The sequence below is a fragment of the Dysgonomonas sp. 25 genome (assembly GCF_010501075.1).
GTDB lineage: Bacteria > Bacteroidota > Bacteroidia > Bacteroidales > Dysgonomonadaceae > Dysgonomonas.
The window spans coordinates 150,245-167,035 of the sequence record NZ_QVMN01000002.1; the positions used below are offsets into that span (position 1 = coordinate 150,245).

At 44.6% G+C, this 16,791-nt stretch carries 13 protein-coding genes; 7 read left to right on the forward strand and 6 right to left on the reverse strand.

Going from position 1 to position 16,791, the window contains the following annotated elements:
* Nucleotides 1–39 precede the first annotated feature (39 nt).
* Entirely contained in the window at nucleotides 40–1,485 is a 1,446-nt protein-coding gene (gene dacB / locus D0T66_RS03785; RefSeq protein WP_163355757.1) for a D-alanyl-D-alanine carboxypeptidase/D-alanyl-D-alanine-endopeptidase, read from the reverse strand.
* Between the two features lie 63 nt (nucleotides 1,486–1,548).
* On the opposite strand from dacB, the gene D0T66_RS03790 reads away from it, so the two are divergent.
* The 5 genes from D0T66_RS03790 (at nucleotide 1,549) to argB (ending at nucleotide 5,396) form a co-directional block, all read left to right on the forward strand.
* Nucleotides 1,549–2,694 (forward strand): AI-2E family transporter, encoded by a 1,146-nt coding sequence (locus tag D0T66_RS03790; RefSeq protein ID WP_370520759.1) that lies wholly within the window; start codon nucleotides 1,549–1,551, stop codon nucleotides 2,692–2,694.
* A 34-nt stretch (nucleotides 2,695–2,728) separates the two neighbouring features.
* Nucleotides 2,729–3,088 carry a DUF3127 domain-containing protein gene (locus D0T66_RS03795; protein WP_163355759.1) on the forward strand — a complete coding sequence of 120 codons (360 nt, stop codon included), beginning with the start codon at nucleotides 2,729–2,731 and terminating at the stop codon, nucleotides 3,086–3,088.
* Between the two features lie 85 nt (nucleotides 3,089–3,173).
* Nucleotides 3,174–3,443 carry a 30S ribosomal protein S15 gene (rpsO, locus tag D0T66_RS03800; protein WP_163355761.1) on the forward strand — a complete coding sequence of 90 codons (270 nt, stop codon included), beginning with the start codon at nucleotides 3,174–3,176 and terminating at the stop codon, nucleotides 3,441–3,443.
* 190 nt (nucleotides 3,444–3,633) lie between these two features.
* A complete protein-coding gene (locus D0T66_RS03805; protein ID WP_163355763.1) occupies nucleotides 3,634–4,593 on the forward strand; it encodes a helix-turn-helix domain-containing protein in 960 nt (319 codons plus the stop codon).
* A gap of 35 nt (nucleotides 4,594–4,628) precedes the next feature.
* The gene (argB, locus tag D0T66_RS03810) at nucleotides 4,629–5,396 is read left to right on the forward strand and encodes an acetylglutamate kinase (RefSeq protein ID WP_163356268.1); all 768 of its coding nucleotides are present in this window, start codon (nucleotides 4,629–4,631) and stop codon (nucleotides 5,394–5,396) included.
* A 384-nt stretch (nucleotides 5,397–5,780) separates the two neighbouring features.
* Here argB and D0T66_RS03815 read toward each other — a convergent pair whose 3' ends face one another.
* Nucleotides 5,781–6,221: a hypothetical protein gene (locus tag D0T66_RS03815; RefSeq protein ID WP_163355765.1), complete on the reverse strand. Its 441-nt coding sequence runs from the start codon at nucleotides 6,219–6,221 to the stop codon at nucleotides 5,781–5,783.
* Nucleotides 6,222–6,498: 277 nt separating this feature from the next.
* Here D0T66_RS03815 and D0T66_RS03820 point away from each other — a divergent pair, with 277 nt between their 5' ends.
* Entirely contained in the window at nucleotides 6,499–8,211 is a 1,713-nt protein-coding gene (locus D0T66_RS03820) for a hypothetical protein (RefSeq protein ID WP_163355767.1), read from the forward strand.
* Nucleotides 8,212–8,223: 12 nt separating this feature from the next.
* Here D0T66_RS03820 and D0T66_RS03825 read toward each other — a convergent pair whose 3' ends face one another.
* The 3 genes from D0T66_RS03825 to D0T66_RS03835 form a co-directional block, all read right to left on the reverse strand.
* On the reverse strand, nucleotides 8,224–9,336 hold the full coding sequence (locus tag D0T66_RS03825; RefSeq protein ID WP_163355769.1) for an Mrp/NBP35 family ATP-binding protein: 1,113 nt from the start codon (nucleotides 9,334–9,336) through the stop codon (nucleotides 8,224–8,226).
* A 305-nt stretch (nucleotides 9,337–9,641) separates the two neighbouring features.
* Complete coding sequence (gene trmB, locus D0T66_RS03830; protein WP_163355771.1) at nucleotides 9,642–10,409, reverse strand: tRNA (guanosine(46)-N7)-methyltransferase TrmB; 768 nt, start codon at nucleotides 10,407–10,409, stop codon at nucleotides 9,642–9,644.
* A 13-nt stretch (nucleotides 10,410–10,422) separates the two neighbouring features.
* Nucleotides 10,423–13,410 carry a glycoside hydrolase family 3 N-terminal domain-containing protein gene (locus D0T66_RS03835; RefSeq protein WP_163355773.1) on the reverse strand — a complete coding sequence of 996 codons (2,988 nt, stop codon included), beginning with the start codon at nucleotides 13,408–13,410 and terminating at the stop codon, nucleotides 10,423–10,425.
* Nucleotides 13,411–13,584: 174 nt separating this feature from the next.
* Here D0T66_RS03835 and D0T66_RS03840 point away from each other — a divergent pair, with 174 nt between their 5' ends.
* Nucleotides 13,585–14,163 carry a hypothetical protein gene (locus tag D0T66_RS03840; RefSeq protein WP_163355774.1) on the forward strand — a complete coding sequence of 193 codons (579 nt, stop codon included), beginning with the start codon at nucleotides 13,585–13,587 and terminating at the stop codon, nucleotides 14,161–14,163.
* Between the two features lie 712 nt (nucleotides 14,164–14,875).
* On the opposite strand, the gene rpsA is transcribed toward D0T66_RS03840, so the two are convergent.
* A complete protein-coding gene (gene rpsA / locus D0T66_RS03845) occupies nucleotides 14,876–16,666 on the reverse strand; it encodes a 30S ribosomal protein S1 (protein WP_163355776.1) in 1,791 nt (596 codons plus the stop codon).
* Nucleotides 16,667–16,791 lie beyond the last annotated feature (125 nt).

The following is a 16,791-nucleotide window of genomic DNA, read 5'->3' on the forward strand; positions in this document are numbered from 1 at the left end:
GCTCTTAGTGTTTTTGGTGGTTAGGTAATCGCCCCACGCTTACAGAATCCCCAACAATAGCTTCTCGATAGCTTTCACAACCGTCTGGCTGCTGCCGTTGTAATTGTTCACCATCACCGCAAAAGCGTACTTCTTGTCGCCGTCGATATAGTAGCCTGCATAGCAACGCACATTCACGATGCTACCGCTTTTGGCATATACTTTGCCTTGCAGCCTTGTGCCTTTCAAGAGGTTTCTTACCGTCCCCTCTTTGCCCGCTTGCGGCAACGAATGGAGGAAGTCGTCCTTATATTTGCTTTTCGTCTGCATATGCACCAATACGTCGCACATAAAGGCAGGGCTCACCGCATTGGAAGGGGCTAAGCCGCAACCGTCGTACATAAACAGCGCGTCGGTGTCCAAGCCTTGTGCTTTCCAGTATTCGCCGACTTTTTTGGTGCCTTCGTCGAGGGCGGACGAGTAAATATCCTTATTGCGCAGGCGTCCTATTGTCCGCAAAAGATGCTCCGCATAGTGGTTGTTGCTCTTGAAATTGACGTTCTGTATAATGTCTCTTAACGGGAAAGAGTGGTGCGTATAGAAAACCTCGCCATCATAAACGGGCTTACTCTTGGCATACATATTTTCGAAGTAGTCGTATTGCGTGGTGCCGATGTCGCTTACCTCGAAGCCGTTGTCATTCAGTATATCCGCTACCCTTCCCACTAAGTAAAGCCCCGGGTCGGGGATGTCGCCTTTGATGGAAAAGGACTGGCGTCCGGCGGGGATATTGCCTGTCAGTACGCGTGTGTACGATAGCGGCTCGCCGTTGATGTAGCCATTGTCGCGTCCGGAGGTATTCATTTTCATGGTGTTCAGGAAGTAGATATTCTTCATTTGCGGCTCCGTCTTCACGATTATGGGGCATGTGTCCTGCCGTACCGTGTTGAAAAACAGTTGGTAAGTATTGTCAAAGACACTGATGCCATAGGTGGAGGCAGCATAATAGTTTCCCATATCCTGACGAATCCATCGCGGCGAAATGCCATCATAGCCGAAAAGGTTGTCTACGGCCGTTATTTTCGTTATTTTTTTCTCGGGGTAGGATTTTGCTATCTCGTTCGTCCAAGCGCCTAAAAACGCCTCCGAATCGTTCTCTAAGTGTTTAGTGCCGAGGGTAGGGTCGCCCGAGCCGAAGATATACAGGTGCGAGGCATTTTTCTTGTCCTTTGCCAGCGTGGTTTTGTACGTATAGCCGGGTGTCAGCAGTTCCAGGGCGGTGGCGGTGGTAACGATTTTGAGGGTGGAGGCCGGCGTCAACGATTTGGCTGCGTTGTGCGATACGATGCTTTTGCCACTCATATCCTTCACGCAAATGCCTATCGAAGCATGTTTCAGCGCCGGATTCTGTACGAATGCATCCACGGCCGACTGTTTTGTCTGGGCTGCCGCCGAAAGGCTTATCAGGAAGCAAACTGAAAATATTTTCAACTTTAACGTCATCATCTTGGTAAAATAAAATATCTTTGCAAAGATAGATATTTTACTAACACTAAGACTACCTATTACGTGGCAACTCCTGCAAACAGACCTTATACTTTCGACCGTGTCGTACGGTTGGTCATAAGCGCATTGCTTATATTCGGCGCCCTGTACTTCCTGTACATCGTGCGCGAAGCTTTGCTGCCGTTCCTCGTAGCATGGCTTATCGCCTATATGCTTAATCCTATTGTCCGCTTTATACATAAGAAATTGCGGATAGCACACAGTCTTGCGGTTATCATAACGCTGATACTGGTCTTCGGGATATTGGTAGGGATAGGTTTTGCCTTATCTCCTCTTATCGAGAGAGAGCTCTGGCAGATTAACCAGTTGATAACCAACTATAAATTTACGCATGTCGGCGACGACGATATTTCGATAACCATAGCCGAAGTGATAGGCAAGTATATCGATTTTGACGAATTGCGCAACTCGTTGTCTGAAGCGACCATCGTGGAGACGATAAAATATGTGAGCCCTGCCGTGCAGAGCCTGTTTTCGAATACAATTTCGGTCATCGTAGGTGTTGCGGTAATATTTATCGTTATCCTCTACCTGATATTTATCCTGCTCGACTATGACAAGATAAACGAACTGTGGCGCAACCTTATCCCGCACAAATACCGTCCGATAGTGAACCGTATCACTTCCGACGTGGAGTACAATATGAACAAGTATTTCCGGCATCAGGCATTTATCTGCTGCATACTGGCTATTTTGTATGCAACGGGATTCCAGCTTATCGGTTTGCCGATGGCTATCATATTCGGCGTTGTAGTGGGGCTGGTGCATATGATACCCTACCTGCAGGTGGTGACTTTCCCCGTAGCCTTATTGCTTTGCTGGCTGAGGGCTTCGCAGACCGACGACAGTTTCTGGGTGATGCTGGGGCTTACGGCGTTGGTATATATTATCGTGCAATGTGTCATGGACTTATTCCTTGTCCCTAAGATTATGGGGAAAGCTATGGGGCTGAATCCGGCGATTATATTGCTGTCGCTGTCTATCTGGGGTTCGTTGCTGGGCATTGTGGGCATGATTATAGCCATTCCGCTGACCACGCTATTGCTGGCTTACTACCGCGAATTCCTGTCGTCGTACGACAACAAGAACAACGACGACGGCGGCCTGATTGTCCCCCTCGGGGAATGGGATAAAAAAGATAATTCATAAGTAAATATATTAAATAACAAGAGAGAAAAACGTAATGCAATTAACAGCTAAATTAGTCCAAGTGCTTCCTGTGCAGACAGGAACAGGTAAAAACGGAGAGTGGAGAAAACATACAATAGTCGTAGAAACCGATGGCATGTATCCTAAAAAGATATGTATCACCATCTGGGGCGACAAAGCAAGCCCTGAGGTGCTGAAAGAGGGCAATATGCTCGATATATCTTTCGACCTCGAAAGCCGCGAGTTCAACGGACGCTGGTACACCGACGTGAAAGCGTGGAAAGTGGAACTGGCAGGCGCTTCGTCGGGTGGCGGAGACTATCCTGCACCAAGCAACGCCGCTCCTGCTGCGCCGGTAGATTTCGGCGATTCGGGCGACGATTTACCGTTTTGATATATAACATTTTCCGGCAAAGGTTTGTATGAAAAGAAATAAATATTACCTTTGCACCGCAATAATTAAATAAATAAAAAGAATTATGTATTTAGATTCAGCTAAAAAGCAAGAAATCTTCGCAAAATACGGAAAGTCTAACACTGATACTGGCTCACCTGAAGCGCAGATAGCATTGTTTTCGTACCGTATTTCGCATTTGACTGAACACTTGAAGTCAAATAAGAAAGATTATAACACCGAAAGATCTTTGAGACGCCTCGTAGGTAAACGTCGTCGTTTGCTCGATTACCTTATCGATAACGATATCGAAAGATACCGTGCTATCATCAAGGAACTTGGTTTAAGAAGATAATTCGTGGAGCGGATTGTTTAATGAAAGGTTGCCTGTATTGGGCAACCTTTTGTCTTTAGTATACATACAAATTGGATTTTCAATCTTTTTATTTAAATTTACAAGGCACTTAATTCCATAAAAAGACGTTAAAGGAAATGAACCTATAGTTTAACCGGGTTTAATAATCATATTTTAAGATAAATAATATATGTCATCTATCAATAACGAGTTGATTGAAATACTGAAAAGGAAATCTACCGAAAAGAAAAACGCTGCCAGTCTGCTTATGGAAATTCTCCCTATGGGGAAGGAAACGGCCTATCGCAGGCTCAGAGGGGAGATTGTATTTACGCTGGACGAAGCCGTTATTATCTGCAAGGCGTTGGATATATCGATGGATTTGCTGATAGGCACCAATCAGGAAAATAACTATGCTTTCCACCTTAGTGCTATTTTTACCGAAAAGCCGATGGAGGAGTACCTCAGGATGCTGAATGAGATAAGCGAAGCCGTAGCATTCCTGAAGCAAGATCCCGACTGCCTTTCGTACAGGGCATATAATATCATCCCTTCGGAGTTCCTGAATAAGTACGAGCTGTTATCGAAAGTCTACTTGTACATCCTGAGCTATCAGTTGCATTTCGACGTTACGCCTAAAACCTTGTCAGAATTGCAAATCCCCGAAGAAGTATACACGCGCGAAAAAGAAATTGTTTCGCTGGTGAGAGACGTCAATGCTGTTGTAATCCTCAATCAGAGTATCTTTTCCGATTATATCGGGATTGTAAAATATTTCAGCAATCTGGATGTTTTTTCGCCGAACGAAATCAAAAGTATTCATGCCCAGTTGCATCTGCTGCTCAACGAAATGGAACAATATGCCATAACAGGGCGTACATCCACAGGAAAGAAAATAGATATATACCTGTCGCATATCGAATTTGACTGCACCTATTCTTATATCAAAGGATTCGGGCATACTGCCTCCTCGCTGGGCGTATACTGTATCGACCATATTTCGTGTAATAACAAGCGGGTTTGCGAAAGCCATAAGCGCTGGATAGAATCCCTGATGCGGCTGTCTACATTGATTTCCGTCTCGGGAGAATTTCACCGCAATAATTTCTTTGCCAAGCAACGGAAAATTATCGATTCTTTATTGCACTGATGGGCAAAAAAATGACTAATAACATAATACAACCAATGGAGAAACTGACAATTATTAAAGTGGGAGGGAAAATCGTAGAAGAAGAGGATTCCCTGCGAGAATTATTGCACAATTTTGCCCAGATAGAAGGGAATAAGTTATTGGTGCACGGCGGCGGACGATCGGCAACCCGATTGGCCGAGAAGTTAGGCATCGAAAGCCGTATGGTGAACGGGCGTCGTATAACCGACGAGGAAACGCTGAAGGTGGTGACAATGGTTTATGGGGGGCTGGTAAATAAGAATATCGTTGCCAAATTGCAGGCAATGGGCATCAATGCGCTGGGAATGACCGGCGTCGACCTCAACCTTATCCGTGCCGAGAAGCGCCCTGTGAAGGATGTCGATTACGGCTATGTGGGCGATGTGAAGGAGGTGAGAGGGAAAGTGCTGTACCCTTTCGTCAAATCGGGCGTTGTGCCTGTCCTTGCCCCGCTGACGCACGATAATAAAGGCAATATACTGAACACGAATGCGGATACGATAGCCGGAGAAACAGCGAAAGCACTGGCTAAGGATTTCAATGTAGAGTTGGTATTCTGTTTCGAGAAAAAGGGCGTTTTACTCGATGAAAAGGACGAAAATAGCGTAATCCCTACCTTGAACAGGCAGGAGTTCGCACAGCTTGTCGAACGGCAGATTATTCAGGGGGGGATGATTCCCAAACTGGAAAATGCTTTCGAGGCTATCGATGCGGGAGTAAAGAAAGTCATAATCACGCAAGCGTCCGAAATAGGCAAGGGGACAGGGACTGTGGTCTCATAAAGGCATAAAAAAAGAAGAGCTAACCGGGTCCGGTCAACTCTTCCAGCCTGTTGTTACAAACAATATTGAGCTTAATGAAAAACTCGACCTGCTTCACAGCAGGTAATTTCTTTATTTCTTTCAACTTTGGTCTTATTCAAATGAGGTCTTCATTACTTTGATTAGTCTCGGCTTTAACGAGACGCTTATTCATTTAGTCTTTGTGCAAAAAGCACTTTTCCTCGAATTTCCTGTTTGCATAAGCAAAGTTAGTAAAGAATGCTGCCGAAGAGGCAAAAAAATCAGGCGACACAGTTTTTTTGTTTTTAAGAGAGAAAGCAATATGTTAATATGTAATGAGTTAACGAAATTGCTTGCCCTCCTAAATACAGATTTTTGTTTCGACTATTCTATCGAAAATGCTGCCTGATATATATCTACACCTGCATTATTGGTATAAGTTATGGTATACACTCCGGCCGGATAGGCAGTCGTGGAAATGACATAAGTCTCCATGGCGGGCACGATGGATGTTACGTGCATAACGTGGCCTGCGTTGCTGCGAACCGTGAGCGTATAATATTTAGCTTTGTTGAATACTGAGGTTAATGTTCCTTCTCCCTGATACAGTTCTATGGCTGCTAATCCGGGAGTTTTGGGGAGTGTTCCGCCTTGTATCAAATCTGATATTTCTATAGGGGTTAAACCGTCTCCGCTGTTGTTGTAATCGAAGTGTACAGGCCTGTTGTCGTCGTCGGAATAAACAGGAGTAGAAGCGTTGAGTGTCGATGCTAAAAAGATAGCAGATACAATAATAAGATTCAGGACAAATAAAATCTTTTTCATAACAGTAGTTTTTATATGATTGTAATTAGAGTACGGATTAAAAGTGCAATGCTTCGTAAAGTTTACTTAAAGGAAGCTATATTTGATGGAGTATAAAACTGTAAAATGGCAAAACACAGTTTTTTCTTGGGTTAAAAAAATGTAAGCATCTAATAATTAGTTGAATAAAAAAAGCTGTACATAGATTTTATTTGGTTAAATCATCGGGTGTAATTTGGTTATTTTTGCGTAATTTTGTCCCAACTCAGAACAATAACTGAATTGATTGACTGCTGTTATGACCAGAAAAAACATTTATCGTAGCCTTGTTGTTTTTACTATCATTTTGTTTTTGTCGACTTCATGTGGGAACAACTCAAAATATGAACAAGCAATTGATGCAGCCGGGGATATACTTTCGACTAATTCCGATAGCGCACTGCAATTGCTTGATAATGTTCTTTTTCCTGAAAACCTCAATGAGGAATATTATAATAAATATGTCTTGCTGACATTGCGGGCAAAAGACAAAAGCAATTTGAGGATAAAAGACGACTCCGTTATCTTCGGGACGGCGAAGTATTATAAAGAAAAAGGTGATATGTTGAATGCTGCCCGAAGCGCTTTCTATTCTGCCAGAGTGCTTACAGCTCAGAACAAAAAGGAAATGGCTACGCAAGCCTATTCTGAGGCGGAACATCTTGCCGCTAAAACAGACGATTTGTATATGAAAGCGCAGATACAGACTTTTATGGGGCTGGTATACGAATCGCAATTATTGACCGATAATTCCATAGAATGTTTCAAAAAAGCGGCGCAATATTTCAAAGAGTCCGATGATAATGGAAATCTTGTTGAAACCTATAGTAGGATAGCTAATTCTTTCTTAATTGGAATGGAGTCCGATAGTGCATTCTTTTATTATAACCAAGCATTGGCTTTGGCTGTAGAGCATAATTATTCGGATGAACAGGCGCATATTCTAAATAATTTGGGGGTTGCTTATTTGCATATCGAAAAGTACCAACAAGCACGTAATAATTTATTTAAGTCTATTGATTTGCATAAGAACGAATTAGATAGAGCCAGACCATATTTGAGCATTGCTATTTCGTTTGCCAGAGAGCAGAAGCGCGATTCGGCCTTGGCTTATATCAACAAAATTACTTTCGACAAAGAGAAGAAAGATCCGAAAATACAAGCCAATATTGCTAAAACCCTTGCCGAGGTAGAGGCTGTCAGCGGGAATTACCGGCAGGCGTTGGTGTATAAGGATCAATATATCAAATATTTGAGTGGAGTGTTTTTTGAGAAAAACAAGGAAAATATTGCCGATATACAGAAGAAATATAATTATGAACAGACAAGGACAGAGAATCATGCGCTCACTATTTCGCGGCAACGCTATTTTATAGCAATCCTTTTTCTGGGAATAGGCCTCATTATATTCGTTATGATCTTTATCCGTAACCGGCAAAAGTATAAAGATGAGAAACAGCTTGCCGAAGAGAAGATTTATCAGTTGATGAGCTTGGCTGATACGTACAATAAGAAAAACAATTCGATGCGCGATATTATCCTCGACCATTTTAATATCTTCAAAAAAACGGCATTGATGGAGACATACCTGCATGACGAGGAAAAGAAACAAAATCAGAAATTGTTAGCCAAATTCAACGAAACAGTCTACGGTCAGGATTCGTTCGACTGGGAAAAGACCTATCAGACATTAGACCATATCTACGACGGTTTCTGCCAAAAGTTGCGCGAAGCTCATCCCGAACTCGACGAATTGGATTTCCGCATCTGCTGCCTGACCTATGCCAACCTGAGCAATACGGATATTTCTATTATCATCGACTACAAAGTGAATTCGGTGCAGTCGAGGAAGTACGCGCTCAGGAAAAAGTTCGATATCGACAGCTACGGCAACCTTATCGATTACCTGAACAAAAGGTTGTTCGGGAAAGAGACAGAGGTAGAAATAATCGACGAGGACGAAGGCGAGTAACTGCCTGTCCGCCTATCGTTTGTGTACCTCTACCTTGTGTGTCGGCGCTTGATTGTTATTCCGTTCGTCTACCGATTTCGCGAAATTAAAGGCCAGTTCGGCAAAAGCCATCCCGGTGATGCTGTCCTCGTTCAGTGCGACAGGTTTGCCCGCATCGCCGCCTTCGCAGATGCTCTGTACGATCGGTATCTGCCCCAGAAGCGGGATATTCAGCTGTTCGGCTAACTGCTTAGCTCCATCGCGACCAAAGATATAATATTTATTATCAGGCAATTCAGCCGGCGTAAACCATGCCATATTTTCCACCAGACCGATAATTGGTACATTCACCTTTTCGTTGGTAAACATGTCGATTCCTTTGCGGGCATCCGCCAAAGCAACTTGTTGCGGTGTACTGACCACTATCGCGCCAGTCACGGCAAGCGTCTGAACGATAGTGAGATGAATGTCGCTTGTGCCCGGAGGCAAGTCTATGAGGAAATAATCGAGTTCGCCCCAGTTGGCATCGTTGATTAGCTGTTTGAGGGCATTGCTTGCCATCGCTCCGCGCCATACAACGGCATTGTTGGGGTCGACGAAAAAGCCGATAGACAGCATCTTGACGCCGTATTTTTCTACGGGGATAATCAATTCGCGTCCGTCTACCTCCTCTAAATAAGGGCGGGCTTCCTCCTCGCCGAACATTTTCGGCAGCGAAGGGCCAAAAATATCCGCATCGAGCAATCCGACTTTATATCCTTTGTTGGCCAATGCTACGGCCAGATTGACCGAAACGGTACTTTTCCCGACGCCTCCTTTTCCCGACGAAACGGCGATAATATTCTTCACCTTCGGCAGCGGATTATCAGCTTTGGGAGGGGCGGCAGCTTGCTTGGTTATCACTTCTATGTTGCCCTTGATGTCGATATTGGGATCGGCAAAGGTGAGGATTGCCGTTTCGGCAGCCTTCACAACTGACTTCATAAATGGATCGTTCGCTTTCTCAAACAATAGCGAAAAGCTTACCTTATTGCCGGCAATATGGATATCGTCGGATACCATGCCCATTTCTACAATGTCTTTGCCTGTTCCGGGATAGCGCACGTTGCGTAGCGCATCTATTATCAGTTTGGGGTATATAGCCATGTCTTGTATATTTTTGATGTTTTTTATTGTTTTAATTACTACTGCCGCGCAACTATCGTTGCTTGCCTTCAATACTTTTTGCTTGACCAAAAAGTATTCAAAAAGTCACGACTTAGCCGTCTATCCGACCCACAGGCAGCTTGTTCGCTGAGCAAAAAACTCGCTTCGCTCAAACACGTTTTGCTCTTTTCGCTCACTATCGCTGTGTGGGTGCCCCGTTTATCCGGCAATGTCGGAATAGTGTATTTTTCTGCGCATTGCGAAACAATTCTGCGCAGAAAAAGGAATAGTTTGAAAGAACGTTCTTACTTCGCAACTTTACTTGCTTTCAAGCTTTGCGAATTGTTTCGCCCGTAGCTGCGGTATTCATCTTTCTCAATTTCAACATCCGGTTCAACCCAGTTGTTGAGGTGCTGATAGGTGAATTTCAGATATTTAATATTCAATCCGCGCGACAACCACTGTTGTTCGTAGAATGTCTGTATTTGCAGAATATCGTCCACCAACCCCGAATGATATAAATCGTCCGTGCTGAACAGTACCGGCAACTTGTTTGCCTTGACCATTTCGCAGGTGTAGGTGAACATGAAATTGCTGTCCGTCTTGAGGTGGATAATGCTTTCGTCCGACAATATTTCGCCATACAGTTCCATAAAGCGGGTGGAAGTCATGCGCTTATTCACTTTCGCCATCTGCGGATCGGGGAAGGTTATCCAGATTTCGGCCACCTCGCCCTGCTCGAAGAAATGATTAATCAGTTCGATATGTGTACGCAGGAAAGCGACATTTTTCAATCCCTCGTTCTGCGCTTGGGTAGCTCCCGTCCACATGCGCGCGCCTTTGATATCGACGCCGATAAAGTTTTTGTCGGGAAACAATTTCGCTAAACCGACGGTATATTCGCCTTTTCCGCATCCCAACTCGAGGACGATAGGGTTGTCATTTTGGAAAAATTCCTTGTTCCATTTCCCTTTCATTTCGAAGCCTTTTTCCTTCAAAACGGCGAAAGGATATTGGAATACATGCGGATATTCCTCCATGTTGGCAAATTTGGCGAGCTTGTTTTTTCCCATGTCAATTATATATTTAGCTGTTCATGCCAACCTTCATTGCCTGGTAGATTTCCTCCTGAATGCGTTGGCGTATGCTTAGTTTCATCAATTTCGTATGCGTCCGGCTGGGATACACACGGTTCGACAAAAATATAAAAATTAGTTGATTATCGGGGTCTATCCAGAAGCACGTTCCCGTAAAACCTGTATGCCCGTATACACTTGCGGGAGCGCTCGGGGCACAGGGATTCAGTTTGTTGGTACGCGTTTCGGGTTTGTCGAATCCCAATCCGCGGCGCGAAATAGCACTGCGCGTTTTGGTGAAAAGATTGCAGGTATTTTTGGACAGATACTCCTCGTCGCCGTATGAACCGCTATTGAGCAGCAACTGGCAGAGTTTGGCTATATCGTTGGCATCCGAGAACAGGCCTGCATTCCCCGAGATACCGCCCATATAGGCAGCCCCTTCGTCGTGCACATAGCCGCGAACTATCTGTTTGCGGAGGAAACGGTCATTTTCGGTCGGGACAATCTGCGATTTCCCAAAGCGCGTCAAAGGGTTGTAAGTCGTCATGTCCATGCCCAGCGGCTCGTAGAAGTTCTTTTGCAGATAAGTATTCAGGTCTTCGCCCGATTGCTCTTCTACCATCTCTTTCAATAGCATGAAATTCAGGCAGCTATACATCGAGCCCGCTCTCCTTCGTAGGGGCGTTTTGGCAATAGTCGCCAGTATGGTATCGCGATAAGCCTGATTGATAAAGAGATTATCGGCTAAAGGCACGAAGTTTTTGAGCGAATCATTCGAAACAAGGTGCTTTTTGTACTTAAAGGCCGGATTAGCCCATGTTGTTCCATCGAACTGCACTTTGTGCGTTGGCGTCTTGCTCCGGCTGAAAAGGCGCCCTTTGTAGCTGGCCGTGTCGATAGCATTCACGTAATAGGGTATAAATGAGGGCATACGGCTCTCGTGCAATAATGCCTGCCGAACGGTTATTTTAGCTTTGTCCGTGCCTTTCAGAATGGGCACGTAGGTGCTCAAAGCCGAATTGAGCGTGATTTTTTTTTTATCGTACAACTTCATTACTGCCGGAAGTGTAGCGACTGCTTTAGTCATCGAAGCCAAATCGTAAATGGATTCGTTGGTGACCATTTCGGTGCTGTCGCCATAGCGGAAAGTGCCGAATGTCTGTTCGTAAATAACATAACCGTCTTTGGCTACTAATATCTGGCAACCGGGATAAGCTTCGTTTTCGATGCCTTCTTCGGCTATTTTTTCCAATTCTTTCAAGCGGGTAGAGAGCATCCCTACTTCCTCGGGCATACTATATCCCAAGCGGGTTTTGGGTGTGTCCATTCCATCTCCGGCTTTGAACAGCCCTTTCACCGAAACAGGGATGCGGGCATCCATTTCTACTCCGCCAAAGATGGCTTGAGCAGCATATTCGCGGGCTAAGGGCGTATCTTCGTAGGCGAGGACTAATCCGTCTGCCTGTTCGATCGCCGTTTTGTAGGGAGCCATGCGATAGGGGGTAGTGAAAAATGTCAGTATTGTCTTTTTCCCTTTGCAGACCTTCGCGATGGCATCGTTTACGTTGGCTTTGGTGGAATGAATGGAAATAATGACTGTATTGTATTTGTCCAAAGTAGGCTTCAATTTGGTTAATGCAGCAGCATCGGCAGCCGAATAGCAAGGGACTGTTCCGTATTTTTTTAATGTTTTGTGGAACGAATTTCCTGCCGGAGCACCTATCGAAACGGCTACAATTTTGCGTTCGTCGAGCTTTTTCAGCGGGATAATATCGTCGTTGTTTTTGAGCAAGGTCATTGCTTTTTGGTTCAGCTTGCGGTTGATCCAATCGGCATAGTCCGTATTGAGGTTTGCCAACAGGCTGTCGACAGGTATGGGCGTTTTGGTAATATTCAGCAAATATTTATATTCCAATACTTTGCGACATTTAATGTCGATTAACGAATCGCTCAAATCACCGTCTTTAACAGCTTTTTTTACGGATTCGTATTGTTTTATCAGGTTGACAGGCCCCAGAAGGATGTCGTTTCCTGCCTGCAATGCTCTTACGCAATGCTCCTTTTCGACAGTAACGCCTTGCATCGTCAACCCGTCGGTGAAGATTAATCCTTTGAATCCCAGCGAATCCTGCAATACTTCGGTTGCCACTTTCGACGACAACGAAGCAGGTTGTTTGATCGTATCGAGGGCAGGAATATTGAGGTGGGCGACCATCATCCCACCCAATCCGGCGTCGATATAATCGCGGAAAGGGACTAATTCGTATTGATTCAGCCGTTCACGGCTTCCGCTTACCAATGGCAGCGTATAGTGCGAATCGGTAGAGGTATTGCCATGTCCCGGGAAGTGCTTGGCCACCGAAAGTACGTTGCCGTCCTCCAATCCTTTGGCGTACATGATTCCTTTGCGGGAAACCAATTCGGGCGATTCGCCATAGGCGCGGATGCCGATAACGGGATTGTCGGGGTTGGTGTTGGTATCTATATCGGGGGCAAAGTTGACATGAATACCCATCAAGCGGCATTGGCGTGCCATTTCGCGCCCGTACAGGTAAAGGAGCGAATCGTTCTGGATAGCCCCGAGCATCATATTTTTAGGGAAACGGGTGGTGCCTGCCAAGCGCATAGCCAATCCCCATTCACCATCGATGGAAATCATCAGCGGCACTTTAGCCTTTTTCTGTGCGGCATTGGTCAGGTTGGCTTGTATGAGTGGTGCGCCTTTGAGGAAAATAATGCCTCCGATAGATTGGTTTTCTACCTGGCTGAGTATTTCTTTGCGGTGCGCTTCGTCGCCGTAGGTAATGAGTGTAAATAGCTGTCCGACACGTTCTTCGGGCGTCAGTGTATTGAATACGGAGTCTACCCAGATTTGCATGCGTGCAGCATCGGCGCGCTGATAGAGTGCCGGTTGTGCGGTTTGTTTTTGAGCATGTAAGCCGGAAAACAGGGTGCAAGCGAAAAGTAGCAGGGCGAATTTATATCGTTTTGTCATTATTTCCTTTTATTCATTTCAGTTATCAAAAATACAACGTTTCGGGCTATAAATAAAGCTTAAAGGGTAAAACAACCGGCGTTTCGGATGGTTTTAATATTTTTTAGAATAAAACTAATTCTTAAAAAACTGTTTGCTTTTTTTCGGCGCTTTATCTCTATGTGAAAAAAGATTATGGCAAAGTACAGCAAACAATTAGTAGAAGCAATATGCGAACTTATCGCCGACGGCGAATCGACTATCAATGAAATCTGCGGCTTTATGAAGATCAACCGCAAAACCTTTTATGAATGGAAAAATGAAAAGGAAGATTTTCGCGAAGCCATACAGTTAGCCCAATCTCAGCGCAACGAACGTTTGGTTACCCTCGCCCGACAAGCCGCTCGCCGCAAAATGAACGGCTACAAAACCGTAGAAACCAAATACGTCTACGTACCTGACAAACACTACCCCGACCGCCTTGTACTGAAAGAAAAGATAGTGAAAGAGAAAGACCACGCCCCGGACACGGCTACCATCAATGCCGTATTGAAACGCGAAGATGAGCGCCTGCGTCACGAAGAGGCCCTACAACGCGAACGCGAGAAAGAAGAGAAACGACACCACATCACCCGCCAACCGCTCGTCATCGAAGTCATCAACGAAGAAACGAAACGCGAATTAGAAAAGCTGGATCGGGGCGAACGGGATGAGCTTACTCCCGAAGCGATAGCCAAATCGCGCAAGATAATAGAGGAGTATAATAAGTTGTAGGAGTAGTTACAAGTTACTCCGCCCTACGGGCAGTTACGAGTTACGAGGAAAAGTGACTCTGCAAAAACACCGAAAATAAGTAGAGGATTGTTACTTTTTTCTGTCATGCCGACGAAAGGAGGCATCTCTTTCCTGTAATGGGTGAGAAAGAAAGAGGTAACACTGAGTTCCGCAGAGAAGGCACTGAGGCACACTGAGAAAAGTAACTTGATAAAAACGCCTAAGAATGAGTAGAGAAATGTTACTTTTTATGTCATGCCGACAATAGGAGGCATCTCTTTCTTATAATGCGTGAGAAAGAAAGAGGTGACACTGAGTTCCGCAGAGAAGGCACTGAGGTACACTGAGAAAAGTAACTTTCAAGTTGACGAGTAAGCAAGTGTACGAGTTTATTAGCAATGAGTTTACAAGAGGGAAAGAAAAGTAACTCGATAGAAAACATCGAAAATGAGTAGGGTTTTGTTACTTTTTCTGTTATGCCGACAATAGGAGGCGCCTCGTTCCAGTAATATGACGAGATACTTCGTTTCACTCAGTATGACAGGGAAGAATAAGCCTCCCCAAGGGGAGGTTGGAGGGGCTAAAAGTAACTCGGTAAAAAAATGGGCGAAACAAGTAGAGCTTTTGTTACTTTTTGGAGAGGAGTGGGGGAGAAAACAAAAAGGAGCAACCCGCAGGTCACTCCTTTATTATAGAGAGTTAGAATAATCGCTTATTTGCCTGAAAGTTTTTCTTTCAATGCAGCTAATTCTTCGATGTCTCCGAGAGTTGTTTTCTCAACGTTTTGTTGAGGAAGTTCCTCAGATGCTTTCTTCGTAGATTTGCGAGGTTTCTTTTCTGCAGCTTCTTTAGCTTCAGGTTTCTCGTCTTCGAATGTGCGGCTGTGAGAAACAATGATTCTCTTAGAGTCTTTGTTGAATTCGATAACTTTGAACTCGAGCTTTTCGTCAGCTTTCGCTTGCGAACCGTCTTCTTTAACCAAGTGTTTAGGAGTTGCGAACCCTTCAACACCGTAAGGAAGAGCGATTACAGCACCTTTGTCCATCACGTCTACAACTGTTCCTTCGTGTACCGAACCTACTGTGAAGAGGGTTTCGAATACATCCCAAGGGTTTTCTTCGAGTTGTTTGTGACCGAGGCTTAGGCGACGGTTTTCTTTGTCGATTTCAAGTACCTGAACGTCGATATCGGCACCGATTTGAGTAATCTCGCTTGGGTGTTTGATTTTCTTCGTCCAAGAAAGGTCAGAGATATGGATTAATCCATCAACGCCTTCTTCGATTTCAGCAAATACGCCGAAGTTAGTGAAGTTGCGAACTTTAGCAACATGCTTGCTTCCGGCAGGATATTTTTCTTCGATGTTATCCCATGGATCTGGTTTCAATTGTTTGATACCGAGAGACATTTTGCGTTCGTCGCGGTCGAGTGTAAGCACAACAGCTTCTACTTCGTCGCCCACTTTCATAAAGTCCTGAGCGCTGCGCAGGTGTTGAGCCCAGCTCATTTCCGACACGTGGATAAGTCCTTCTACGCCCGGAGCGATTTCGATAAATGCACCGTAGTCAGCCATTACAACAACTTTACCTTTCACTTTGTCACCTACTTTGAGGTCGGCGCTAAGTGCATCCCAAGGATGTGGAGTCAATTGTTTCAAGCCGAGAGCGATACGTTTCTTATCATCGTCGAAGTCGAGGATAACGACATTGATTTTCTCATCCAGTTTAACGACTTCTTCAGGATGCTGAACGCGTCCCCAAGAGAGGTCTGTGATGTGGATCAGTCCATCTACGCCACCAAGGTCGATAAACACCCCGTAAGAAGTGATGTTTTTGACAGTACCTTCGAGTACCTGACCTTTTTCGAGTTTCGATATAATATCTTTCTTCTGTTGTTCCAATTCGGCTTCGATAAGCGCTTTGTGAGAAACAACCACGTTGCGGAACTCATGGTTGATTTTAACCACTTTGAATTCCATTGTCTTACCAACGAATACGTCGTAATCGCGGATAGGTTTCACGTCGATTTGTGATCCCGGCAAGAAGGCTTCGATACCGAATACATCAACGATCATACCACCCTTTGTGCGGCATTTGATAAATCCTTTGATGATTTCGTCTTTTTCGAGCGCTTCGTTTACGCGATCCCAAGAACGTGTAGCACGTGCTTTCTTGTGCGAAAGGATAAGCTGGCCTTTTTTGTCTTCCTGGTTTTCGATGTAGACTTCTACTTCGTCGCCGATTTTAAGGTCAGGGTTGTAGCGGAATTCGTTCATAGAAACGATACCGTCTGATTTGTAACCGATGTTGATAACGACTTCGCGTTTGTTCATCGAAGTTACTTTACCTATAACAACTTCTTTGTCGTTAACGTTGTTCAACGAGTCGTCATAAGTTTTTTCAAGTTCCTGGCGATTCTTCTCTGAAAATGTGTCGCCTTTTTCGTACGCTTCCCAATCGAAATTATCAATAGGTTGTACGTTCTTTAATTTTTCTGATTCAATCATTCAATAACGATCTGAGGCCTGCTCTGATCAGTAACTTTAAAGGGTTAAACATAAATGTGCTTAAAAGCGCAGCAAAGATATTGTTTTTCAGTTAAAAAATCAACTTTTTTCGGGAAAGATTATCT